The following is a 24,860-nucleotide window of genomic DNA, read 5'->3' as shown; positions in this document are numbered from 1 at the left end:
TTTTATTTCAAATTAGTTATAATAAACAATGCCCAAGCTTAATGTATTAGTTGCTGGATCTACTGGTTATATCGGTATTCAATTAATAAAATTACTAATTAAACACAAGAATGTTTATATTAAATATCTTTGTGGCAATTCTTCAGTTGGAAAAAATATTGTCACTTTTGAAAAATCTTTAAACTTAAAAAAACTACCTAAGATAGTAAAATATAATAAATCGTTTTTAAAAAATGTAGATTTGATTTTTACAGCATTACCCAACGGCGAAGCACAAACTATTTCTAATGATTTATTAAAACATAATGTACTCATTGATTTAGCTGCAGATTTTAGACTTAACAACGCTTCCTCATATTTGAAATGGTACAAGCAAAAACATAAATCTATATCGAATATTAGAAAATCAATTTATTCATTACCTGAAATTACAGGCAACAAAATTAAAAAGTTTAATATTATTGGTTGCCCTGGTTGCTACCCAACATCAGTACTTCTCCCACTAATTCCATTGATTAAAAATAATCTAATAAAAGTAGATAATATAATTTTAGACTCTAAATCAGGATACTCAGGGGCGGGTAGAAGTGTTCACAAAAAATACAAAAATAAAAATCTTTATGAGTCTTTAAGTGCTTATGGTGTTGGATTTCATAGACATAATTCTGAAATCGAACAAGAATTAAATAATTACACTAAAAAAAAATTAACTTTTACATTCACTCCACACTTAACACCAATGTTCAGGGGCATACTAAGTACAATTTATGTTGATCTTAAGAAGGGTGCTAATATTAAAAAATTAAGAAAAACGTTAAATGATCATTACATTAAAAAAAGCTTCATTAAAGTTTTAAAGATTAATTCTTTAATAAGCACAAATGACGTAATTAATACAAATAATTGTCATATATCAATTTGTGAAACTAAGTATAAAAATAAAGCTATAATTTTGTCATCAATTGATAATTTGATTAAAGGTGGGGCAGGTCAAGCCATACAGAATATGAATATTAGATTTGATTTTAAAGAAACAAAAGGACTGAAATGAAATACTTAATTCTAATTTTTTTATTTATTTTATCATCCTGCAATTTAGATAGAAATTCAATTAATTTGAATAATGAAACTATTAAAGAAACTAAGACTTCTAGTGTGGATGTACAGGATGCAGATTTTAAAGAAATGTCATTCGATGAATTTGAATCATTTCTTAAAGAATATTCAAAAAATTCAGATTACCCTGATATAAATAATTAAATGAAAATTAATGTAAACATTGCTGTAGTTGGTTTAGGTCAGGTTGGTATTTATTTGTTAAATGAACTAAATATCAAAAAAAAAGAAATTGAGATTAAGACAGGTAAAAAGATTAATGTAGTGGCTCTTTCAGCAAGAAGTATTTCTAAAAAGAGAAGATTTAAAGTTAATAAGAAAATATTTTTTAAAAACCCATTAGAAATTTTTGATAAAATCAAAGTAGATATTTTATTTGAAGCTATTGGTTTATCAGATGGTATATCAAAAAAAGTTGTAGAAACTGCATTAAAAAATAAGATACATGTTGTTACACCGAATAAAGCGCTTATTTCTAAACATGGTGATTATCTAGCTAAACTTGCTGAGGATAATAAAGTTAATTTAGAGTTTGAAGCATCTGTAGCGGGTGGAATTCCAATATTGCGTACCATCAAAGAAGGACTTGCAACAAATAAAATTTCTAAAGTTTATGGAATATTAAATGGTACCTCAAATTACATTCTGTCTGAAATGGAGAATTTAAGCGATAGTTTTACTAACGTATTAAAAAAAGCACAAAAATTAGGTTATGCTGAGCCAGGAAACCCTAAGTTAGATTTAAACGGCTTTGATGCATTTGCTAAAGTAAGAATTTTATCTTCTCTTGCATTTAATACTAAAATTTCAAAACATAAATGTTTAATGGAAGGTATTGAAAAAATTGAATTAAAAGACATAGAAATTGCTAATCAATTAAATTTACGTATCAAGTTATTAGGTATTTCTGAACTTATTAATAATCAACTTTTTGAAACTGTACATCCATGTTTGGTTAAAAAAAATTCGTATATTGGTAATGTTGGTGGAGTTATGAATGCTGTTATTCTTGATGGAAAACCAGTTGGTGAAACAATATTACAAGGAGAAGGTGCTGGGCCCGGTCCCACATCATCATCTTTATTGTCAGATTTATTTTCAATTTTAAGAGGTAATATAAAAAAACCCTTTGGCATTTCAAATAATAAACGTAAAGTTATTAAATGTTACAATGTTGATAATTATTCAAATTCTTTTTATTTAAGATTTGAAGTTAAAGATAAGCCAGGTGTTTTATCTACAATCACTAATAGACTGGCTAAGTATAGAATTTCAGTAAAAAGATTAATTCAAACACCTGAAAAGAAAAATAATAAAGCAACTATTGTTATTATTACACATAAAACTAATGAACTTAATTTTATGAATTGTCTTTCTATCTTCAAAAAAAATAAAAATATTCTTAAATATCCTACGTTTATTAGAATCTATAATTAATGGATATATATCTAAAACTGCTTGAAGTTTTATTTCCTGTTTTTTTTATTGTTGGTATAGGTTATTATTTAGGTAAAAATAATCCCAAAATTGATACAACTTTTATAACTAATTTTGCTGCTAATATTGGAACACCAGCAATGATACTTTATTCTCTGACGTCAACTGGAATCTCTTTTGATATATTTAAAAGTTATTTCTGGTATTTTCTACTAGCAATTATTATTTTTACTTTAATAGGAGCTGTTTTTTTATTTTTTTTAAATACAAAAGATATAATACGTGAACTACCACCATTTATAATGCCTAATACTGGTAATATAGGTATGCCTATCTGTCTTTTTGCATATGGATTCGAGGGCTTGGGTGTTGCAGCTGCGATTGGGGCATTAATTGTTCTTTGTCACTTTACCTTAGGAGTTTTTCTTGCAGATAGAAAATTTGATATAACTGTTATTTTAAAGAATCCCCCATTTTATGCAATAATAATTGCTGTTATCTTACTTTATTTTAAAATAGAGCTTCCAACATTTATTGAAAATACAACCTCTCTTTTAATGTACGCTACTATTTTCTTAATTTTAATGTCTTTAGGGATAGCCTTGACTCGTTTTAAAATTTTTTCTTTTAGAATTGCATTAATTTCGTCAATCGGGAGAGTAATACTTGGCCCAATTGTTGGTATTTTAATTATTATGTACTTTAATCTTTCAGGATTTGCTGCAGGTGTTTTGCTAATTCAGTGCTCAATGCCAAGTGCAGTTTTAAACTATCTTATAGCATCAATTTATTCGCCTAAAAAAATTGTTGATAGTGTGGCTAGCACTATTGTTGTTTCTACCTTAATGTCTTTTTTTACTATTCCCATAGTTGTATTCTTTGCTTTAAAGTACTTTAATTAAACTGTATCAATTGGCTTATGAAAGCCATTATTTTTAGTTTATCGGGTTGGATGATGCTTCCTGTTATGGATGGATTTGCTAAATATCTAAGTGCAGATTTACCAGTTCTTCAAATTACATGGGCTAGATATTTTTTTACAGTAGCCTTTACACTTCCAATAATGTTTTTTTTCTTTAACAAGCAATTAGTATGGTCTGACAAACCAAAATTGCAGATACTCAGGGGTTTAATTTTACTTTGTGCAAACATTTGCTTCTTTTATGCAATATCAATAATTCCATTAGCTAAAGCATTAACACTAGCTTTTGTTGCACCATTAATAGTGACTGCATTTTCTCCTATGTTATTGAGTGAGAAGGTGGGTGTTAGAAGATGGACAGCAGTTATAATTGGTTTTGTAGGCTCTTTAGTTGTTATTAGACCTGGTTTTCTTGAAATCAACCTTGCAAGTTTAGCTGCTTTAGGAACTGGAGTGATGTATGGCTTTTATTTAATCATTACACGTAAATTAAGCACTTCTGATAACCCACTACTAACCCTTTTACTCACTGGGTTGGTTGGATTAGTTGCTGTTACTGGTATTATGCCTTTTATATGGGTTAATCCTGACCTTTCTCAGTGGTCTATGATGGCTGGAATAGGGGTCTTTGCCTGCATTGGTCATTTATTCCTTATATTGTCTTTAAAATATGCTGATGCATCAAAATTAGCTCCTTTAGGCTATACAGAGATCATTCCAAATGTAATTATTGGTTATTACTTCTTCGGTAACTTCCCTGACAATTGGACTTTTCTCGGTTTAGCTATAATTGTCATTAGTGGAATTTATATATCTAGGAGAGAAGCAACAATTAAGAGTCATTAATATTAGGTAACATATATTTACTATTACTTAATACTATACATCAATTTATATAGTTAAGTGCATGTAATTATTTGTTTTTATTTGATATAAAATATTAGTATAATTTTAAAGATAATTAAAGATATTCAAGATAATAAAATTAAATCAGCTTAAATTTTAACTGAATAAAATAATTTAAAGTTCCTTTACTGATAAATTAAGAGAAGTATAAAAAAGTATTGAATACCAACGTTTCTAGATTTTATAGAAATATGAAATATTTATAATTTTTTTTTGATATAGGGTGGGGGTCAAAAAACCCTTTAAAATTGTGCTTTTCAACGACTGTCAAAAAGTGTTGATATTATTGACTAGTATAGCAATGCAGTCTGAGAATATACCTTTTAACGCTCCATAGAGTACCTTATTTTGCTTGATAGGTCGTTTGCAGTACAACTTGAAGGATGCATTATCTAATTTATGTTGATTTATAGTAATATCAATTAAAAGTATTTATTACCAATGTTTTTAGAAGGTTTAATAGGCTAAATATACTATTTTATGAAGACCTTTTCAGATCTCAATAAATGGCGTTTTTGTCGAATTCCACCTTTTCCAGAGTATCCACCGAGGCTCCCATCTGATCTGATCACCCGATGACAGGGTATTTTAGGAGGATAGGGGTTTTTACCTATGGCATTAGCCACAGCCCTGAATGCCTTAGGTTTTCCAATGGCTTTTGCAACATCTGTATAAGTCTTAACTTTGCCTTTTGGTATTTTTCTCAAGTAATTCCAGACTTTTAGCTGAAACTTAGTTCCCTTTAAGTTCATAGAGTTCAAATCTAGTGTTATTGGCTATTTTATCGTATAGTTTCTTTGCATTTTCATTGGAAGAGTGGGTAATCCAACGAATTCCATTCCAATTATTGGCTTTAGATAAGGATTCTAGATGAGTAATGAGTTTTTGGGCTATTTTTTGACCTCTAAATTCTGGCTCTACGAACAAATCATCTAAAAACCCAATATATTGACCCTTAATTGGCCTTGGCATTGTTCTATAATGAGCAATAGCAACGATTTTACCCTCTAATTCAAAGCAAAGACCATTAACATCATGACCTTCATCATGAATCCACTCCCAAAGAGTGTCTAAAATCCCTGTATTCATTGGGACTTTGTAGAATTTGGCATAATCATTGTATAATTTAACCCAATTATTTTTATCTTTTTGCTCTAATTTTCTAATCATTTACTTTAATATATTACTGTAAATATTTGATTTTACTGAGAATCTCCAAATAATCTTGGCGCTCCAGACTCTAAATCTCCTGGATATGGAACAATTCCCGTTAGCAATATTAATAAAACAAAAAATAATATTACGGCTAGTAGCCATGCAAAATAGTTGGTTCTAAAGCCTCACGCATAAATGCGCATATTCCAAAAATTATAAATCCACCAACTGTCCAAGTTATTAATGAAAATATTGCACCCATTTATTTAATTTAAATGATTTGACAAACTAAATCATCTATTATATTACTAACGATAATTAATGGTTATCAATAATAATAATTAAATATGACACTAAATAAACCTTATTCAATGATTCAGATAAAGCCTAAGCTTAAATCTGAGGTAAGTAATGAAATTAAAGAGTTAGAAAAAGAAACAATATTAAATCTTGAATATTCCAAAGCACCAAACACTATAAGAGCTTATCAATCAGATTTTAGTGACTTTTGTTTATTCTGTTCAAAAAATGGATTTAGATCAATCCCAACGGAACCAAAAATTGTTTCGTTATATTTAACTCATTTATCAACTAATGAAGCTAAAATGAGCACTTTAAAACGTAGGTTAGTATCAATTGGTGTTATTCATAAGTTAAAAGGACATTATCTAGACACAAAACATCCTTCGATTATTGAAAACATAATGGGAATTAAACGTAGAAAAGGGAGCATTCAAAAAAGTAAAAAACCTATGTTAATCAGTAGTTTAAAAAAAGTAATTAATGTTATAGATGAACAAAATAAAGAAGAAATTAAGAAATTTAGAGATAGATCTATAATCCTAATTGGTTTTTCAGGTGGGTTTAGAAGAAATGAGATAGTTTCTTTAGACTATGATGATCTAGGTTTTGTTCCAGAAGGTGTAAAAATTGATATTAGAAGATCTAAAACTGACCAATTTGGAGAAGGTTCAGTTAAAGCACTACCCTACTTCGATAACCCTAAGTATTGCCCAGTACTATCTCTAAAAAAATGGATAAGTGTATCGGAAATTAATTCGGGATCTTTATTTAGAAGGTTTTTAAAGGGTTCTAAGCTATCAGAAAAGAGATTAACCGACCAAACAGTAGCTCTACTTATTAAACATTACTTGCAATTAGCAGGAATAGACAGCAGGCATTATTCTGGGCATAGCCTAAGATCAGGATTTGCAACATCAGCCGCAGAGGCTGGAGCAGAAGAAAGAAACATAATGGCAATGACAGGTCATAAATCAACAGAAATGGTTAGAAGATATATCAAAGAAGCAAACTTATTTAAGAATAATGCTTTAAATAAAATAAAATTTTAAATTTTTTCCCAATAGATAGGCCAAAAATCTCTATTATTAGAAGGATTCAAAATTTCATCTTTGGGTCTTGTACAAATCTTGTCAGGATTACTATTTAACCAAGCACCCCACCAATGAAATGTAGATGCACCCACAATAAAATGTTTGCTAAGACTCAATAAGTAAAAATCGTTAGCAATATCATTATCTTTGATAAAGGTAAAATCTTCATTATCAAAATATTCATTTAAATCTTTAAAATCATTCGACCATATAAAAAATTTTGGATTATCAATTTTATTTTTAAAATAATCGACACTGCGAAATATATACTCAATAATTTTTTTTGTAAATTCATCAGATTTTTTTTTATTCATATCATTTTCTTCAGAAAAACGGTGTCTGCGTATATGTATAGAGACAGAGTTACACGATTTTAATAATTTGATAAATTTATTTTTTTTATCAATTAAAGCCTCATCTATTAGTAATGTTGATTGTAAATGACTCTTCAAAAAATTAAAGTAATTTTCTGTTTCAAAATGACCCTCAACATAAAGCCTGTCATTAAAGGGGTGATTATGAGCTTTATAAGAAGATTTTCCATTTATAGTTTTGTCAATTAAAAAAAGTTTGTTAGATTTAAAAGAATCTAATTTTTTTAAAATTTTTCGAATAATATCTTTAGGATAACTATTAAATTTATCCATTGAATTACAAATATTTATGTTAGTAGAAAAAATATCTAGATTATATTTACGTGAGCGTAATTTATTTTTTTTTTTAAAAAAACCCGATTCATTATCTATATAAAGAGAGGCTTGATTTTTTTTAGATAAAGCCAGGCCATTAGCATACATAAAAAGTTGATTACCCAAACCCTCAGCAATTCTTACTATTATTTTTTTTTCACTTGGCATTAAAAAATTTATAATAATATAGTTTTATTTTATTAATTAACAAATCATTACACATAGAAAAACTAAAAGAAGGATTGGATAATGGGCCTTCATAGGTGGTTCTATGATCACCATCTAAATAGTATTTTCGAAAAAATCTTGGATTAAAACCCCATTTAAGTAAAAATTTTTTAGTGCCATTATTTTTAGTAATTGAGCTTTTTCTTATTGTAACAGATTCAAAATGATAAACTTTAAAATTTCCAATACACATAAAAACTCTAACTCCTTTATGCCAAAGTTTAATACATAAATCTGGATCAGATCCGTCACCAGGGTTAAATTCCTCACTAAAACCTCCAACACTTTTCCAAACATCTTTATGAATTAAGTGTGGAGCCCAATGTGATCCTTGTGTGTTTTCAGATTTGTTTAAACTGCAAAATTTCTCAAACAAATCTTTATTAAATAAGTTGGGTGTTAAACCACATTTAAATTCATTATTTATGTCATTGTCACTAATAGTTTTGCCAGATAGATAAAATAAATTATTTTTCTGCATTTTTACAATTTTTTCTAAATATAAATCCCAGTCCTTACAAAAGTACATGTCGTCATGTGCATATAAAATATAATCCGTAGTTGAAAGTGTGGCTGCTTTGTTTACAGCAGAGCATAGACCAATATTACTTGGTGAATGTGAGTAATTGATATGATTATTTTTTACAAAATTCAATGAACCATCTGATCCTTCATTAACATGAACAACTACTTCATGTTTGTAATTTGAATTAATTTTAATAGATTTTAAGCAAAGTTTTAAATAATCAATATTATTAAATGTCGGAATAACTATAGTTACATTCATTATAAATATCAGACCAAAGAAGTTTTCTTCCCTAATGAGCAATCAATAATATATTTAGTAATTTTTGTTTCGTTAAATAGCTTAAAATATTTTTTTTTACCATTATAAGCTATTTTTTTTCTTATCATGTCATTCTTCTTATAAAAATTTATTTTATCTGCAAGATCATGAATATTGTCGTAAAAAATCATTTCTTGATTTGAAAAAAATTTATTTAATTGAGTCTTCTTATCAATAAATGTTAATAGACCATTTCCAGTAATTGAAGCAATTCTATTGCTGGAGTAATATTTTGTCGGAAGCCCCCTACTAAGATTAAGACCCATTTTAGAATTAACTAAAGCTTTATAAAACTCGTTCCCCCAAACTGGTTCTTTATTCTCAAATCCATAAAAATCGAAGTTAACATTATTCATTAATTCAATTAAATTGTTCAAAAAATGAATTCTATTATCACTTTTACCTTTTTTAAGTGTAGCTCTATTAACCCCATGGCTCATCGCATAAAATAAATCATTACGTGGATTTAATTTATATACCTCATAAGATTCAATATTTTTATCAACTGGAATAAAGCAAAAATGAATATTTTTTAAGCTTTTATCATGTTTGTTAAAGACACTTGGATCTGTTGTAATAAAGGTATGATCTGTATAATTCTTGTATTTTAAAATTTTATCAATGTTTAATTTTGAATCTTTTAAACTAGGCATAATGGGATCCTCATTCCACTGAGATATAATCAAATTTTTATTAATAATCTTTAATGTATCCAATGTTTCCAAATTAATATTGTTTGTATGTCCAAAAAATAAAAAATTTGGATTATAATTCTTAAACGTTTCAATCAAATATTCTTGAAATTTATCCTGAACTTTTCTAAGTCCAAAAACTCTATTTTGTTTCATGAAATCTCTATCACTTATCTCCAAAACATCGTGCTCATTACGTATAAAACCATTTGTGAATTTTTTCCCTAAAGAGATATTATATAGTCTGTGGTTTAGTTTCTGGCCTAAGTTGTAAATATTTAAAATTCTAAGTTTATTTTTAATATAATTAATTTTAAATTCTGAAATTATTCTTTCTCTTATATTATCAATTTCGTGAGAATTAATTTTAGTTATATGTTTTACATTTTTAAATCCATTTATTTGTAATATCTTTCTTTTTTTTGGGTTTTTTATTAAATATTTTATTGAACTGTAAAGTTCATTATAATTTAGCTTTTTGAGAATTACACCATAATCAGTAGTCTCTGGTAATCCCCCTCTATTTGAAATAATAGTTGCACAACCCCTTGAGGAAGATTCTAACGCAGTTCTCCCAAACGGCTCCTCCCATCTTGATGGAACTACTGCAATTTCTGAATATTTCAAAAAATCTAAAACTTCTTTGTGGTTTAGATAACCTAATTCTTTATGTTTTTTGTGATTAATTATTGGTTTGTTACGACTTTCGTCACCTATTGAGTAGGCCTCCCAATCAGAAAACTCATTTAAAATTTTAGTAATTGCATCTCTATAAATATCATAACCTTTTGATTCATTTAATTTTCCAACAAAAACAATTCGATTTTCTTTTTTAAATAATTTTTTTTCGGGATGAATGCTAGGATAAATAACTTCAGTTTTATTAATAAGCTTTTGATCTAAATCATTAAAAAACCTTTTTTGGACCCAGTTACTAACAAAAATAATTTTATCAACTGTATTTATTAAAGTTTGTCGTTCATTAATTGTTTTTGATCCCTTCATTGATAGTGGATCGTTATGAAAATATAAAACATATTTACATGTAATTTTTTTACTTAGATAGGCAAATACTAATGGCCTGTTATGTATTTCAATAATATCAAAACTAAATTTCTCAGATTTATTTATAAAATTATTACAATAATTGATTGTTGAACTAGATAATTTAGATCTTAAATTATTAACTTTTATATTTATATAATTTTTTGAAAGATAATCTTTTGTATCGGTATATCCAAAAATATAGTTTGTTTTTTTAAATCTAGAAAATTTATAAAATTCACTGACCCAAAGTGATGCTGCTGCAGCTTTAGAAAAAGTATAATTTTCTTTATAGGGTAATATAGTTGCTATCTTAATTTCATTTATCATCTAGATAATCTTTTAATATAATTGAACGTTTAATTCTATTTTTTTTAAGTCGATATTCAAAGGACATTGCCTTTTTTTTATCATCAAACCTTCTTTTATAAATAACCATCCACTTATAACCCTTTGTAGCTTTCGCGCCTTTATTTGAGTTGTGTTTTAAAACTCTTAATTTAACATCATTGGTATATCCAACGTAAGTTTTAACCTTAATAGAACTTATAGTTTTAAGCATATAAACATAGAACGTCATAATGATGGCGGTCCCTGGGGGAATCGAACCCCCCTTTGCAGGATGAAAACCAGCTGTCCTAACCGATAGACGAAGGGACCATGTTGTGATCTTTTATTTTAAAAGTCATTATTTATCAAGCGTAATTAAATTATAGGATAAGGTCTCTAATAGTTAATTGAAGAGTTTTTTTATTATTCCAGATATTTTCATTGATTTGACCTATTACATTGATGTTATTTTTATAGCTCATTAAGTATTCACCCATCTTAGTGTTAATAGAATTAAATGATATTGATTTAATTGAAAATCCTGTTTTTGATTTTAATATTAAAGATATATGTTTATTATTTAACACACAGGGCCTAATTATACTTAAATTTTTTACCATGAATGTTGGTACTGAGTTTCCTGTCCCAAAGGGTTCCAATTTTTTTATATCATCATAAAATTCTTGATTAAAAGCTAATGATGAGACTTCTGATTCATATAAAAAAAAATTATTATTTTCAGTATTATTTTTTAAAAAATCACTCAATATATAATTTTCAAAACTTTTTAGATTTTTTTTATCTAAGGTAAATCCTGCAGCCATATTGTGACCACCACCACCTATAATTATATCTTTATCTAATGAATTTTTAATTACACGACCAATGTTATAATTAGAAACCGATCTTGCAGATCCTTTTAGTAATTCATTAGATGTGGTTATAACTATAGACGGTTTATTAAAATAATCTTTTAATCTTGCGGCAATAATTCCAATTAAACCTTCGTTTATATTTGGATTATAGTAAATAATTACCTTTTTATTTTCTTTTTCAATTTTTTCAAAATCAATTTCATTTAATACTAATGTTTCGATTTCTTTTCTTTTATCATTTAATCGAATTAAATGAGTAGATCTATTTGTGACAACATGTGCGTTATTAGAAGATAATAATTCTGTGGCATATTGAGACTTACCTAGTCTTCCACCAGCATTTAATATAGGCCCAATTAAATAACCTAAATCATTAATATTAATTTTATTTTTTTTTTCATTTAATTCAAACAAAGTATTCAGAGGTAAATTTTTTTTTATATCAAAATTTTTAAGAGCATTTAATGCAATTAACCTGTTAAGTTTTCTTAAGGGCATCACATCACACACTGTAGCTAACAAAACATATATCAAGTAATCAGATATATTCATTTCACTTTTAATTTCTTTAATTAGTAAATCTAAAAAAAAATAAGAAAGGGAGGTGGCGCATAAATAATCATATTCTTTATACCCATTATCTTTTTTAGGATTTATAATTGAGTTTGCATTTGGAAATGGTTTATTAATTTCATGATGATCAATGATTAAAGATTTTATTTCATTTTCATTTAAAAAATTTATTGCTTCATTAGAGGTAGAGCCGCAATCAACCATTATAATCAATTTGGGATTTTCTAAGATCAGTTTTTGAAATAATTTTTTGGTAGCACCATACCCATCCTCTACCCTGTCAGGTATATAGTAAAAAAATGAATGATTTATACTTTCTAAAAATTTAACAAATAATGAAGTAGCGGTCGACCCATCAACATCATAATCACCTAAAATACATATTTTTTCATTATTATTGATACAATTAACGACAAGATGAATAGATTGATTAAAATCTTTATTATTTAAAAAAACGTTATTTAAATCTAAATCTGTATTGATTGTTGCAATTTCATCATCTTCAAATTTTCTTGAAATAACCAGTCTAGATAAAATGTCACTAAAATTAAAATCTTGTTTTAATTTATCAACTAAATTTTGATTAATTTTTTTTTGTTCCCACTTCTTACCTGAAACAGAAATCATTCTTCAATAAGATTTGTTCTTTTTATAATTTCTTTAAATTTTAAACTTTTGTGAGTAACTAATGTTTCGGTAATATATTCATTATTGTTTAATACCACTCCATTTAACATTTCACTTGAGGTAATCCCTGTTGAGCAAAATATAGAGTCCCCTTTTATAATTTCATTCAATTCATATTTTTTATTTAAATCATTTATTCCCATTTCTTTTGCATCTTTAATATCTTTATCGTTATCAAATATGAATCTACCTTGAAAATGACAGTTAAAAGCATCAAGGGCTGATGCTGCTAGAACCCCTTCTGGGCCACCCCCTACACCTAAAAAAATATCAACTTTATATTTTGGATTTGTCACATACAATGCGCCTAACACATCACCGTCAGTAATTAATTTAATGTTAATATTTAACTGTTTAAGTTCATCAATTATTTTTTTATGTCTTGGTCTATCCATTATACATGCTGTGATTGATGAAATATCTTTGTTTAGAAAATCAGCAAGATTTGTGACATTTTTCTTTAACGGAAATTCTAGATCAACTAATCCTTTTTCAATTGGCCCAGTTGCAATTTTATCCATATATGTTTCCGGTGCATTAAAAAGATTTCCTTTTTCAGCAATAGCAATAACAGAAGTTGCTCCAGGTAAATTGTTTGCTGCAAAATTTGTTCCTTCTAAAGGATCAACAGCTATATCAAAATAGGGTCCATTTTTATTTCCAAGTTTTTCACCCGTATAAAGCATAGGTGCCTTATCAAGTGAACCTTCACCAATAACAACTTCACCATTCATGTTTATTTTATTCAATTCAGATCGCATTGCATCAACAGCAGCTTGATCTGCTGCGATCTTGTCTTTTTTTCCAACCAAATAAAATGATGCAAGAGCTGCTTTTTCAGAAACTTTTAAAATTTGATCAACATATTTTTTATCAATAGCCATTAATCTTTTTGAATAACTATTTCAGTAGAATTTATTACACTCTCAAATTCTCTTAGACGTTTATAAACACTTGCCAACTCTATAATTGTAGGCCAAGCTTTTAACAAATATTGCATAGAACCCTCAACTCTTCCAAAAGCTCTTATAATTTGCTGCATAACACCTAATGTTACAACACCGGCTACAATAGCTGGAGCTAAGAAAACATAAGCCGATAATACATTTGCTTGTAAGTAAGCCATACGACCAATATTAAAATATAAATACCTTGTGTAGCTTAAAAAGTGAATTGAACGAACGTCATCAAATAATTCATTTATTGTTTTAGGTCTAATGTTGCCATCATCTTCAGCTACTACTAATATCTTTCTGTATGCAGCCTCTTTTTTTTGAAGATCATATTCCACTCCAACTAAACGCAATATCCATCCTAATCCTATCAAGAATGCTGTACCACCCAATGTCCAAAGTAATGCACCAGTTATCAATCCATATTGCCAATCACCAAAAAAGAAGATTGGTATACCGACTGATAGTCCTAATAAAATTGGAGTAAATTGTATTAATACCATGACCGATTCAATAAAACTTGTACCTAGAGATTCCATAATACGGGTAAACTTAATTGTATCTTCTTGAACTCTTTGTGAGGCACCTTCTATTTTACGAGCTCTATCATAAACAGAATGATACCATTCGACCATCGCAGTTCTCCATCTAAACAAGAAGTGAGCTGTAAAAAAACTAATTACAACGTAAAGAGCTATATATATTCCAGCTAGTGTAATAAATGATGCTAAATTTGCCCAGTACTCTTCAATTGTAATAGCGTTGGGTTTAGCAAGTGCCTTTTGAATCATGTCGTAGAACACGCCAAACCATTCATTTATTTTTACATCAATTTTTACTTGAACCCACAATGATGATAAAATTACAAATGAACCTAACCAAGACCATATTTGCCATTTTTTTTGGATAAAAAATTTAAACATTATTTTAGAAAATTATCTGCGTATGATTTTTTAACTGTTTTTCTTTTTTGAGGTTCAATTATTTCAAAGTCAATTTTATTTTTTTTTGCATATTCAATGGCTAGCTCTTTAGTAGAAAATTCTAAATTTAATTCAGATAATGTGTCTGTGCTAGACTCCCAACCCATTAAAGGATTAATGTCAGTATTAACAGTTTCAAATCTAATAAGCCACATGTCAGATTTCCCCAGGCCAGATTGCATTGAGTTTTTTGTAGGTATATAAATTTTTGCTTTTTTCATAATATGGTCGGGGCGGCAGGATTTGAACCTGCGACCCTCTGGTCCCAAACCAGATGCGCTACCAGGCTGCGCTACGCCCCGAGTTACGTTTTTATAAAGCAATTGCTTTAGTTTACAACTATATTATTAATCATATTTCAAATTAATATTTTATATGGACAACACCACATTAAACTTTTGCCAAGTATCATTGGCTAGAGATTTGCCGATTATTGAACAAAACTATAAAAATCTAAAAGAATTTTACAACTTTATAAATATTAATATTATTTGTCCCAGTTCAGAAATGCAAATATTTAAAAAAAATCTCAAATTTAATGAATTTAATTTATTTTGTGAAGATGATCTAATCTCATTTGAAGAATTTAAAAATATATTCATGAATATAAAAGCTGAAGAAACTTTTAAAAAACTAATGAATAATAGACTTCAATGGTATTATCAGCAAATTCTTAAATTAGTTTTTACTTTAGACTTTATAAAAAAAGAAAATAAAAAAATTATAATTTGGGATGCTGATACAATAATAACAAAAAAAATTAATTTTTTTGATAAAAACCAATCTATAAAATATGGAACATTATTTGAATTTCATAAACAATATTTTTCAACTACCGAGTCGATAATCAATAAATTACCTAATTATTATATTTCATCTCTAACACAATTTATTAGCTTAACAGTAGAAGAAGCTGATTTTTTATTAAGAATATTAAATATTGATTATTTAGATAAAAAAGATTTAGCAATAAAGATATCAAATATTATTCTTAAAAATATTATTATTAAACATAAAACTTATATCGACTCATTATTTTCCGAATATGAGTTGATTGGTATCTCAAATCTTTTAAATAAAGGCACAAAACAAAAAGCTATTTTTACACTTAGATCAGGTCTTAATGGTCAGTTAACTAAAAAACAATACTTGATAGCAAAAATATTTAATATTTATCATGTTACTTATGAACATTCTCATCACAATATTAATAGTAGTGGCATGTTAAATCGTTATTTAAGTTGGTTTAGATTCGTCAAAATCTTATTTAAATTCTATCCAAAATTTGTTTTCAAGAATGTTATTCACAATATTAGATATTATTTAAGCAAAAATAATTATTTTATATTAAACAAGTAAATTTTAAAAAAACTGTTATAAAAAATAATATGAATATTTCTTGTGATAAATGTAAAAAAAAATTTGATGTTGACGCTAGTTTGATTACAGACGCTGGAAGAATGTTAGAATGTGGTAGCTGTAAGCATCGATGGTTTTTTAAAAAAGATAAATCTCATGACAATGTTGTAGAAAAAACAATAATGGAAAAGCCAATTATTAATGTTGATGAGGCCAAAATTGAAGAGCTCACAAATGGCCCTGTAAACAGAAAAATAAATAAATTAAACTTTTTAAATTTAATTCCTGTTTTCATCATTTCATTTATTGCAATTGTTATTGTTGTTGACACTTTTAAATCACCACTAGGTAAAATTGTCCCAAACATTGAACTTTTGCTTTATAATTTATATGAAAGCCTTAAGGATATATCTTTATTTTTTAAGGACTTATTTTAATTTATGATTAGAACACTGTCAAAACCCTTTAAATGGTTCTTTCAACTAGAAGCTGCTAGTGGTTTGGTTCTATTAATTGCTGCAATCATTGCTCTTGTAATAAGCAATTCAAATTTCAGCGAATTATATTTTAACACCCTAGAGCAATACCTGTTTATCGGTATTAATAACTTCGGTTTAAAACTTTCGGTACATCATTGGATTAATGATTTATTGATGGCTGTTTTTTTTTTCTTTGTTACCTTAGAGATTAAAAGGGAATTTATTCAAGGTGAACTTTCTAATCTAAAAAAAGCACTATTACCCATAATTGGTGCCGTGGGTGGAATGGTAATCCCTGCCCTTGTTTATATAGTAATAAATCTTGGTAACACAGAAACACTAAATGGTTGGGCCATACCTTCTGCCACAGATATTGCTTTTTCATTAGGCATTTTGTCTTTACTTGGTTCAAGAGTTCCTATTTCATTAAAAATTTTTTTGACAGCTCTAGCTATTATTGATGATCTTGGTGCTATATTGATTATCGCTTTTTTCTACTCGGGTGATCTAAGTATTAGTTACCTTAGTTTAATTTTAATTTCATATATTTTATTACTCTTATTAAACAAATTTGGTGTAAAAAAGTTTATTCCATATTTAATAATCGGAGCTTTTATGTGGTTCTTTACATACAAGTCTGGCATTCATGCAACAATCGCAGGTGTTCTATTAGCCTCAACAATTCCTCACAGAATTAAAGAAAAAGATTTTTCTTTGTTAATTAAACTTGAACATGCAATTAGTCCCTATGTAGCTTTCATAATAATGCCTATATTTGCATTTGCCAATGCTGGTGTCTCTCTTGAGGGACTTTCTTTGTCAAGCTTATTAGAACCTGTGCCATTAGGTATACTTTTAGGTTTATTTGTGGGTAAACAAGTTGGAGTAATGCTTGTTTCTTTTTTTGCTGTTAAATGTGGTGTGGCACAAATGCCAGACAAGTCTAACTGGTTAAGTCTATATGGAGTTTCAATATTAACAGGCGTTGGTTTTACAATGAGCTTGTTTGTTGGAAACTTAGCCTTTGCTGAAAATATTCAGTATATAGATGGTGTAAAAATTGGTGTTCTAGCAGGATCTTTATTATCTACAGTATTTGGATATTTTATATTATTGTATGCCTCTAAAAAATAATTCATGCTTTATAAAAACAATTTATTAATCCTAATAATTATATCTATGTTTACATTTTTTGAAAAAGTTGATGCTAAGTACGAGAAGCTATTTTTTGATCACTCAATAAAGAATATTAATAATGAAACAATTGATTTAAACCAATACAAAGGAAAAACTATACTTTTAGTAAATGTCGCTAGTAAATGTGGCTTTACCAAGCAATATGAGGGCCTTCAAGACCTTTATGAAAAGTATAAAGGCAAAGGTTTCTATGTAATTGGTGTTCCATCAAATCAGTTTGGTGGACAAGAACCAGGGTCTAATTTGGAAATTAAAGATTTTTGTGAAACTAATTTTAATATTACATTTCCAATAATGGACAAAACCGACGTTAAAGGTGATGATGCTCATGACATATATAAATGGGCAAAAAAAAATTATGGTAATTCAACTATTCCTAAGTGGAATTTTCATAAAATTTTAATTAACAAAGATGGAAAAATCCAGGACACGTTCAATTCTTTTATTACACCAATGTCAGATAAAATAACAAAAAAAATAGACTTAATTCTTTAAACTAACAGTCATGCCATCAAAACCAGGAATAATATTTTTAGGTAATCTTTTTTTAAGTTTTGTATAATCTAAATCACTATGCATATTTGTTAATATAGTTTTTCTAGGAGTTAAGATTTTAACTAATTCCAAAACTTGATCTAAGTTGAAATGTGCTGAATGATTACGGTACCATAGACAGTCTATAATTAGGTATTCTAAATTTTTTAATTTATTATAATCTTTTTTAAAAAATAAACTAATATCGCTTGCATAAGCTAATGTATTATTGATTAGATAGCATATGCTTTTAATCATACCATGTTGAACTGGAATTGATTCAATTTTAATTTTTTTATTTTTATTTGTAAATTGATGTTCTTTTTTAAGACTGTTAATATTTAAAGTAGATGGATAACCATAAGATGATTTAAAACAATAGTTAAAAGTGGAAAGTAAATATTTTTTAGTATTAGAGTCTGCATAGACTGGAATTTGCTTCTTGTTTATTAAAAAAAACGGACGAAGGTCATTAATACCATGTGTTTGATCTGCGTGAGGATGTGTATAAAAAACTTTGTTAATAATTCTAATTTTATTTCTTAGAAGTTGTGACCTCAAATCTGGCGATGTATCTATTAAGATATTTTGATTATTAAATTTAATTAAAGCCGAACATCTTGTTCTAAAATTTTTTTTATTTTTCAAATCACAATTGCCAGAATATCCATCTGCTCTAGGCACACCCATTGAGCTACCACTGCCCAAAATGACAAATTTAAGAGACATTATAGGTTAAAAAGTTTATTAAAATTTTTAGTAGTTAAATTGGACATCTCTTCATCAGTCTTTTCTTTTAAAATGGATAATTTTTCGAGTGTATATTTGATAAAACTTGGTTCATTTTTTTTTCCCCTCATCGGTATAGGGGCTAAAAATGGGCTATCTGTTTCGACAAGTAGTCTATCTAAGGGAATATTTTTAAAAGTTTCTTGAAGATCTAAACTATTTTTAAAAGTAATTATTCCACTTGCAGAAAAAAAAGCATTTAATCCAAGTAATTGATTTGCAAAATTTAATGAACCGGTAAAACAATGCATTAAAATTTTTAATTTTTCTGATTTATATGATTTAAGGATTTTATATGTTTCATCCTCAGCATTTCTAGAATGTATGATAATAGGTATATTAAGAACTATAGAAGCCTCTATATGAGCTTTAAAGCTTTCAATTTGCCTTTCTTTGTTGCTATGATTATAAAAAAAATCTAAGCCAGTTTCACCGATGCCAATAATTCTTTCATTTTGATTTATTTGATTAATTATATAATTTTTATCAATTAAAAGACTTTCCCCAGTTTCATGAGGATGTATACCAAACGTACCATAAATCATTGGATCTAATTTAATAATATTCTTTATTCTATCAAAACTTTCTACCGTAGTGCATATCGTTAATAATTTTGAGATACCAACTTCTTTTGATCTTTTTATAACATCACTTAAATTCTCAAGCAAAGGTTCATGATCTAAATGACAATGAGAATCAATCATCTTTCTTTTCAATTTTTTTAAATAAAATATCTATTTTATTAATAGGTTTTCCAGATACAAGATAGTCATGTTTTGCAATAGATTCAAAGTTAATTGCATCTACATTTAAATTAAAAATCTTTAAGGCTTTTTCTATTGAACTTGGAATTATTGGATAAAGCATGAATGATATTTTTCTGATCATTTCTAATGATGTGTAGACAATTGTACTTAATCTATCTTTATCATCTTTTTTTTTCCAAGGTTCTTGATCATTAAAATACTTATTTGCTTCAAATAAAGCACTAACAATGAAATTAATATAATAATTAATATTTTGATTATCAATTTCAGTACGTAATGCCGTCAAATTATCAGTAAATCTATTTAGCATCACTAAATCTTCGTCATTAAATTTTTTATTATCTGGTATCGATGATAAGCAATTTTTCTCAGCAAATGTGGTAACTCTTTGACATAAATTTCCATAATTATTAGCCAAATCACTATTGATACAATTCTCTAACCTATCTTGTGAAATGTTACCATCATTACCAAATGAAACCTCTTTAATTAAGTAATATCTTAAGGGATCAAGACCATAAATTTCAATAATATCTAAAGGATCAAGAATATTCCCTTTTGATTTGGACATCTTTTCATCACCAGATAAAATCCAGCCATGACCATAAACCTTCTTAGGTAAAGGTATTTTTGCAGCCATTAAAAATGCAGGCCAGTATACAGAGTGAAATCTTAAAATATCTTTACCTATTAAATGAACAGATGCAGGCCAAAATTTTTTAAAAAGAGCATCATTTGTATCTGGATAGTTTATGGCGCTTATATAATTCGCCAAAGCATCAAGCCAAACATAAATTACATGATCCGGATTGTTGGGTACCTTAATTCCCCAAGAGAATGCTTTACGACTTATAGATAGGTCTTTTAAGCCTCCTTTAACAAAGCTAATTACTTCATTTTTTCTAGATTTTGGTGAAATAAAATCGGGATTTTTTTCATAATAATTTAGTAATTCATCTTGCCATTTTGACAATCTAAAAAAATAAGACTCTTCCTCTATCCATTCAACTGGTGAACCAGATGCAGTTGCTATCTTAATGTTTTCTTTTTTAGTAATTTCTTCATCACTATAGAATGCTTCGTCAGAAACAGAATACCAGCCCGAATATTTTGATAAATAAATATCATCATTTTTTTCAAGCTCGTTCCATAAATATTGAACTGTTTTTTTGTGTCTTTCTTCAGTAGTTCTAATGAAATCAGTATTAGATAAATTTAATGTTTTTGAAAGATCTCTAAATGCTTGACTAATTTCATCGCAAAAAACCTGAGGATCAAGATTTTTTTTCTCCGCAGCTCTTTGTATTTTTAAACCGTGCTCATCAGTACCTGTTAAAAAATGAACATCAAAGCCATCTATACGTTTAAATCTGGCAAAAAAATCTGCAGCAATGCTTGAATATGCATGACCCATATGAGGTTTTGCTGATGGGTAGTAAATTGGTGTCGTAATATAGTAATTTTTATCCATTTATAATAATTTTGATTTAAATTCTAAAAACAAACTATCCTCATCCAGATTAAATTTTTCTGTATTATAAATTTTCTTTATAAATTTATGATAAAAGTTAATTAATGAGATCTTTGTATTTGTCATCTTGTATTTTTTTAAAAAAAACAACTCAATTAAATTTATTAATAAAATTTTAACAGGTTTGTTTTTCTTGTAATAATTATTTTCTATTATTAAATTTATAAAACTTGAAATAGTATGATCCTTTAAATTAATTGATTTTTCTTCAGCAAAATTAAATAAACTAATGATTTCACCAGGAGAATTATAATAACTTAGTAAGTCATAATTAACATATTCAAGTACAATTTTTTTAAGTATTGAATTTGAGATATTTAAAGACTCACTAAATGTTAAACTAATCTTAAATGTTAAACACCGTGATTTAAGAGTTGGTAGTATATTTTTTTCACTATTGTTTATTAAGATAAAAAAAACATTTTCATTTGGCTCTTCAATGATTTTAAGTAGTGCGTTAACAGAATTCTTATTTAAATTTTCAACATTATCTATTAAAATAAATCTTTCCATATTATTAAATGTTGATTTATTTGTGTAATTAATCATTTCACGTATTTGACCCACATCAATACTTTTTTTTTCAATTGATAGATCTATTAAATAAAAATTAGGATGAGAGTTATTTTGTAAAAGTTTATATGATCTATTATCCTTATTGATGCTAAAATTTTCTAAATTATATTTGTACTCTTCATTTTCGGATAAAATATAGTTGATTAAATGATAGGCTAATGTTGATTTTCCTGATCCTTTTTTTCCAGATAGTAAAATTTTACTAGGTATTTTTTTCTGTTTATATAATCCAACTAACTCGTTAAAGAAATTTTCCATACCATAAATCTTAGTATTTTCAGATGGTTTTAAATTCATAAATCTAAATTAAGTCGTTAATTTTATTTAATATTATATTTTCATTAAGATCTATATCTAGATTTGAATTTATTTTAATATATTTTTTGGGATTTTTTTTTAATATTTTAATAAAACCATTTTGTACTTTTTCATAAAACTTACTGTTAAATTTATCGTATCTGTTAAGCTTTTTTCTTAGTCTAAGTCTCTTTTTCATATTTGATAAATTAACTGTATTTAAAAAGGTAAAATCAACTTTGATATTTCTCAAAAGATGATTGTTGATATTTTGTATAAATTTTAGGTTTACACCCATTCCATAATGTTGATAAGCAATTGTTGAGTCTGAAAATCTATCTATCAGTATAATTTTTTTACCGGCATTTTTTCTTATAATTTCTATATTTTCACTTCTAGCAGAAAGGTAAAGTAGTAAATCAGTTTCTTTATTAAATGTAGATTTGTTATTTAGAATAAGATTTCTTATTTTTTCTGAATTTGCACTGCCACCAGGTTCTCTAATTTGAATAAATCTAATTTTTTTACGTGTTAAGTAATTTGCAACTTTTTTTATATGATGGGATTTACCAGTACCCTCTATACCTTCAAATACTATTATTGGTTTCTTAGACATCGCCCCAAATTAAAAAACTAATTGATTTCATTAACCTTGAAAAAACATTTAATTTTTTAATATCTTCATAAGCAAGTAAATCATATTCTTCAATAAGATCACCATCATAGGTTAACTTTAATTTTCCTAAAATGTCATCTCTTTTAATAGGAGCTTGAATTGGACCATTATAATTCAATGATACCTTCAATAGTCTTTTTTTTGCTTTTGGAATAGTTTTATAGATATCTTGTTTTATATAAGTTTTAACAACATCTTTTTTACCTAACCAAACATCAATATCCTCTATTGGAGTGTTTGCTTTTGTGATTTCAACTAAGTCAAAATTAGTTAAACCCCACGTTAAAAGTTTAGCACTTTCACGAGATCTATCATTTTTTGTATTGAAGCCACTGCCTACTGCTATTAATCGTCTTCCATTTCTTTCTACAGATGAAGCTAGTGAATATTTTTCAACAGCTAAATAGCCAGTTTTAATTCCATCTGCTCCAAGACTTTTATATAATAAAGGATTTCTATTACCTTGTGTAATGGGGTCACCACCTGTTCTATTCCAAGTAAATTCTTTTTCTGCAAAATACTTATATTCTTCAGGAAATTCTTTAATAAGATATCTAGACATAAGCATAATATCTCTTACAGTTGATACGTTTTCAGTATTATTAATCCCTGATGAATTAGCAAAATTAGTACTTTCCATTCCTATTACTTTAGCTTTAGCTGTCATCATCACGGCAAATTCATCCTCTGTACCAGCTATACCTTCAGCTAACGCAACACATGCATCATTACCAGAAGCAATAATTATTCCTTTAAGTAAATTTTCCACACTAACTTCATCTCCAACCATTATAAACATTGAAGAATAGCCAGCTGACGAAAGTCTCCAGGCATTCTCGGACACTAAAAATTTTTCATCTAAATTTAAATCACCACTTCTAATTAAATCAAACGCAATAATGGTAGTCATAATTTTTGTCATTGATGCTGGGTAAATAGATTTATCTGCATCTTTTTCAAATAATATTTCACCTGAAAGATAGTCTTGTAATATTGCTGTTCTAGCCTTTACATCAAACGCAGCATTAGAATTGGCTGCTAGTAAGAGTGTCAATATAATTGTTATAAGTCTTAATCTAATCATTTTTCATTATTTCGATATTTTCAAATTCAAGTATGCTTATATCATTAAATGATTTTTGTAGAGAGTTAATGTTATTAAAAGGACCTACATATACTCTATATTTTTTTTCGTTAATTTTTTTGATTTTAGCGTCATTAATCTTAGTTTCTTTAATGATTCTATTGACTAGCAAAGACGCGTTATCATTAAAATAAAAATCAGCTATTTTTATTTCATAAGAAAATTTTTTATTTAATTCATTTTTGGTAATTGTTTCTTTAATGTTAAGATCACTAATATTGATACTGTTAACTGGAGCCTTGTTGGCAACTTTTTTTTCTTCTTCAAATGTTTTTGCTCTTTTTGCTACAAATACTGCGTCTTCTAGTACTTCTAAAATTTCTACATAAGGTTCATTTTCATTCAAATTTATTTCATCTGCTATTCTCAATGATAATACTGCATTATTAAATAAAGGATAATCAGCATTACTACCAACAGTGCCTATAATAGATTTATTGTTTAAAATATTAGTAATTTTAACAATTGTATTTTTTTTTAAATTTTTTTGAAAAATAACCAGGCTTCGATCATCAATTTTTTTCGAGATAATCTTATTATTATAAAACTTATCATCATAAATAAGGCTAAATCCTTTATTTAAAAATGGATTATCCAATGAACTGGAAATCTTATTTTTTGTTAAGGTTGGTGTTGTACAGTTATTTAACAAAATGAAGCAGCATAAGATCAATAGTTTC

Annotated in this window: 27 protein-coding genes and 2 tRNA genes; 10 read left to right on the top strand and 19 right to left on the bottom strand. The window is 27.3% G+C overall.

Features of this window, described 5'->3' with window-relative positions; all coding sequences use genetic code 11:
• Window positions 1-28 precede the first annotated feature (28 nt).
• From argC to ABXT55_RS03395, 5 genes are read left to right on the top strand one after another with little or no spacing between them, the layout of a single operon-like run.
• Window positions 29-1,051: an N-acetyl-gamma-glutamyl-phosphate reductase gene (gene argC / locus ABXT55_RS03415; RefSeq protein WP_415285352.1), complete on the top strand. Its 1,023-nt coding sequence runs from the start codon at window positions 29-31 to the stop codon at window positions 1,049-1,051.
• Window positions 1,048-1,260, top strand: a complete 213-nt coding sequence (locus ABXT55_RS03410) for a hypothetical protein (RefSeq protein ID WP_415285351.1) — start codon at window positions 1,048-1,050, stop codon at window positions 1,258-1,260. Before argC ends, ABXT55_RS03410 begins: the two co-directional genes overlap by 4 nt.
• Window positions 1,261-2,553, top strand: a complete 1,293-nt coding sequence (locus ABXT55_RS03405) for a homoserine dehydrogenase (RefSeq protein ID WP_415285349.1) — start codon at window positions 1,261-1,263, stop codon at window positions 2,551-2,553.
• Entirely contained in the window at window positions 2,553-3,455 is a 903-nt protein-coding gene (locus ABXT55_RS03400) for an AEC family transporter (RefSeq protein ID WP_415285348.1), read from the top strand. The genes ABXT55_RS03405 and ABXT55_RS03400 overlap by 1 nt, the downstream gene beginning before the upstream one ends.
• A 17-nt stretch (window positions 3,456-3,472) precedes the next feature.
• Window positions 3,473-4,321 carry a DMT family transporter gene (locus tag ABXT55_RS03395; protein ID WP_415285347.1) on the top strand — a complete coding sequence of 283 codons (849 nt, stop codon included), beginning with the start codon at window positions 3,473-3,475 and terminating at the stop codon, window positions 4,319-4,321.
• Window positions 4,322-4,854: 533 nt separating this feature from the next.
• Here the strand turns inward: ABXT55_RS03395 and ABXT55_RS03390 are convergent.
• Together ABXT55_RS03390 and ABXT55_RS03385 are read right to left on the bottom strand one after the other, a co-directional pair.
• Window positions 4,855-5,133, bottom strand: a complete 279-nt coding sequence (locus tag ABXT55_RS03390; protein ID WP_415285346.1) for a methylated-DNA--[protein]-cysteine S-methyltransferase — start codon at window positions 5,131-5,133, stop codon at window positions 4,855-4,857.
• On the bottom strand, window positions 5,114-5,551 hold the full coding sequence (locus ABXT55_RS03385; RefSeq protein WP_415285345.1) for a GNAT family N-acetyltransferase: 438 nt from the start codon (window positions 5,549-5,551) through the stop codon (window positions 5,114-5,116). The genes ABXT55_RS03390 and ABXT55_RS03385 overlap by 20 nt, the downstream gene beginning before the upstream one ends.
• A gap of 356 nt (window positions 5,552-5,907) precedes the next feature.
• On the opposite strand from ABXT55_RS03385, the gene ABXT55_RS03380 reads away from it, so the two are divergent.
• A complete protein-coding gene (locus ABXT55_RS03380) occupies window positions 5,908-6,888 on the top strand; it encodes a site-specific integrase (RefSeq protein WP_415285449.1) in 981 nt (326 codons plus the stop codon).
• Here ABXT55_RS03380 and ABXT55_RS03375 read toward each other — a convergent pair.
• The 10 genes from ABXT55_RS03375 to ABXT55_RS03330 form a co-directional block, all read right to left on the bottom strand.
• A complete protein-coding gene (locus tag ABXT55_RS03375) occupies window positions 6,885-7,787 on the bottom strand; it encodes an alpha-1,2-fucosyltransferase (RefSeq protein WP_415285344.1) in 903 nt (300 codons plus the stop codon). The genes ABXT55_RS03380 and ABXT55_RS03375 overlap by 4 nt on opposite strands.
• Window positions 7,777-8,634: a glycosyltransferase family 2 protein gene (locus ABXT55_RS03370; protein ID WP_415285343.1), complete on the bottom strand. Its 858-nt coding sequence runs from the start codon at window positions 8,632-8,634 to the stop codon at window positions 7,777-7,779. Before ABXT55_RS03370 ends, ABXT55_RS03375 begins: the two co-directional genes overlap by 11 nt.
• An 8-nt stretch (window positions 8,635-8,642) precedes the next feature.
• Entirely contained in the window at window positions 8,643-10,760 is a 2,118-nt protein-coding gene (locus ABXT55_RS03365) for a glycosyltransferase (RefSeq protein ID WP_415285342.1), read from the bottom strand.
• Window positions 10,750-10,992, bottom strand: a complete 243-nt coding sequence (locus ABXT55_RS03360) for a GIY-YIG nuclease family protein (protein ID WP_415285341.1) — start codon at window positions 10,990-10,992, stop codon at window positions 10,750-10,752. The genes ABXT55_RS03365 and ABXT55_RS03360 overlap by 11 nt, the downstream gene beginning before the upstream one ends.
• Before the next feature lie 23 nt (window positions 10,993-11,015).
• Window positions 11,016-11,090 (bottom strand) — tRNA-Glu (locus ABXT55_RS03355).
• A 50-nt stretch (window positions 11,091-11,140) separates the two neighbouring features.
• Window positions 11,141-12,835 carry a single-stranded-DNA-specific exonuclease RecJ gene (recJ, locus tag ABXT55_RS03350; RefSeq protein WP_415285340.1) on the bottom strand — a complete coding sequence of 565 codons (1,695 nt, stop codon included), beginning with the start codon at window positions 12,833-12,835 and terminating at the stop codon, window positions 11,141-11,143.
• Window positions 12,832-13,779, bottom strand: coding sequence for a class II fructose-bisphosphatase (gene glpX, locus ABXT55_RS03345; protein WP_415285339.1), 948 nt, complete (start codon window positions 13,777-13,779; stop codon window positions 12,832-12,834). Before glpX ends, recJ begins: the two co-directional genes overlap by 4 nt.
• A complete protein-coding gene (locus tag ABXT55_RS03340) occupies window positions 13,779-14,771 on the bottom strand; it encodes a putative transporter (protein ID WP_415285338.1) in 993 nt (330 codons plus the stop codon). Before ABXT55_RS03340 ends, glpX begins: the two co-directional genes overlap by 1 nt.
• The gene (locus tag ABXT55_RS03335; protein ID WP_415285336.1) at window positions 14,771-15,052 is read right to left on the bottom strand and encodes an ETC complex I subunit; all 282 of its coding nucleotides are present in this window, start codon (window positions 15,050-15,052) and stop codon (window positions 14,771-14,773) included. The genes ABXT55_RS03340 and ABXT55_RS03335 overlap by 1 nt, the downstream gene beginning before the upstream one ends.
• Window positions 15,053-15,056: 4 nt before the next feature.
• Window positions 15,057-15,133, bottom strand: a tRNA-Pro gene (locus tag ABXT55_RS03330).
• Window positions 15,134-15,206: 73 nt separating this feature from the next.
• Between ABXT55_RS03330 and ABXT55_RS03325 the strand changes: the two genes are divergently transcribed.
• The 4 genes from ABXT55_RS03325 to ABXT55_RS03310 are packed head-to-tail and all read left to right on the top strand — an operon-like array spanning window position 15,207 to window position 18,361.
• Window positions 15,207-16,190: a hypothetical protein gene (locus tag ABXT55_RS03325; protein WP_415285334.1), complete on the top strand. Its 984-nt coding sequence runs from the start codon at window positions 15,207-15,209 to the stop codon at window positions 16,188-16,190.
• A gap of 29 nt (window positions 16,191-16,219) precedes the next feature.
• On the top strand, window positions 16,220-16,627 hold the full coding sequence (locus tag ABXT55_RS03320; RefSeq protein ID WP_415285333.1) for a zinc-ribbon domain-containing protein: 408 nt from the start codon (window positions 16,220-16,222) through the stop codon (window positions 16,625-16,627).
• A 3-nt stretch (window positions 16,628-16,630) separates the two neighbouring features.
• Entirely contained in the window at window positions 16,631-17,803 is a 1,173-nt protein-coding gene (nhaA, locus tag ABXT55_RS03315; protein WP_415285332.1) for a Na+/H+ antiporter NhaA, read from the top strand.
• A gap of 45 nt (window positions 17,804-17,848) precedes the next feature.
• Window positions 17,849-18,361: a glutathione peroxidase gene (locus ABXT55_RS03310; protein WP_415285331.1), complete on the top strand. Its 513-nt coding sequence runs from the start codon at window positions 17,849-17,851 to the stop codon at window positions 18,359-18,361.
• Here the strand turns inward: ABXT55_RS03310 and ABXT55_RS03305 are convergent.
• Genes ABXT55_RS03305 through ABXT55_RS03275 form a run of 7 tightly spaced genes read right to left on the bottom strand, consistent with a single transcriptional unit; the run spans window position 18,350 to window position 24,832 of the window.
• Entirely contained in the window at window positions 18,350-19,129 is a 780-nt protein-coding gene (locus tag ABXT55_RS03305) for an MBL fold metallo-hydrolase (protein ID WP_415285330.1), read from the bottom strand. The genes ABXT55_RS03310 and ABXT55_RS03305 overlap by 12 nt on opposite strands.
• Window positions 19,129-19,893 carry a TatD family hydrolase gene (locus tag ABXT55_RS03300; RefSeq protein ID WP_415285329.1) on the bottom strand — a complete coding sequence of 255 codons (765 nt, stop codon included), beginning with the start codon at window positions 19,891-19,893 and terminating at the stop codon, window positions 19,129-19,131. Before ABXT55_RS03300 ends, ABXT55_RS03305 begins: the two co-directional genes overlap by 1 nt.
• On the bottom strand, window positions 19,886-21,427 hold the full coding sequence (metG, locus tag ABXT55_RS03295) for a methionine--tRNA ligase (protein WP_415285328.1): 1,542 nt from the start codon (window positions 21,425-21,427) through the stop codon (window positions 19,886-19,888). Before metG ends, ABXT55_RS03300 begins: the two co-directional genes overlap by 8 nt.
• Complete coding sequence (locus tag ABXT55_RS03290) at window positions 21,428-22,360, bottom strand: AAA family ATPase (RefSeq protein WP_415285327.1); 933 nt, start codon at window positions 22,358-22,360, stop codon at window positions 21,428-21,430.
• Between the two features lie 4 nt (window positions 22,361-22,364).
• Entirely contained in the window at window positions 22,365-22,976 is a 612-nt protein-coding gene (tmk, locus tag ABXT55_RS03285; RefSeq protein ID WP_415285326.1) for a dTMP kinase, read from the bottom strand.
• Complete coding sequence (locus tag ABXT55_RS03280; protein WP_415285325.1) at window positions 22,969-24,120, bottom strand: D-alanyl-D-alanine carboxypeptidase family protein; 1,152 nt, start codon at window positions 24,118-24,120, stop codon at window positions 22,969-22,971. Before ABXT55_RS03280 ends, tmk begins: the two co-directional genes overlap by 8 nt.
• Window positions 24,113-24,832: a hypothetical protein gene (locus ABXT55_RS03275; RefSeq protein ID WP_415285324.1), complete on the bottom strand. Its 720-nt coding sequence runs from the start codon at window positions 24,830-24,832 to the stop codon at window positions 24,113-24,115. The genes ABXT55_RS03280 and ABXT55_RS03275 overlap by 8 nt, the downstream gene beginning before the upstream one ends.
• Window positions 24,833-24,860: the final 28 nt, after the last annotated feature.

Source organism: Candidatus Pelagibacter sp. Uisw_130, from assembly GCF_047722505.1.
Lineage (GTDB): Bacteria > Pseudomonadota > Alphaproteobacteria > Pelagibacterales > Pelagibacteraceae > Pelagibacter.
Note: the sequence above shows the minus strand (reverse complement) of the source record. Positions and strands in the feature narration are given on the sequence as shown.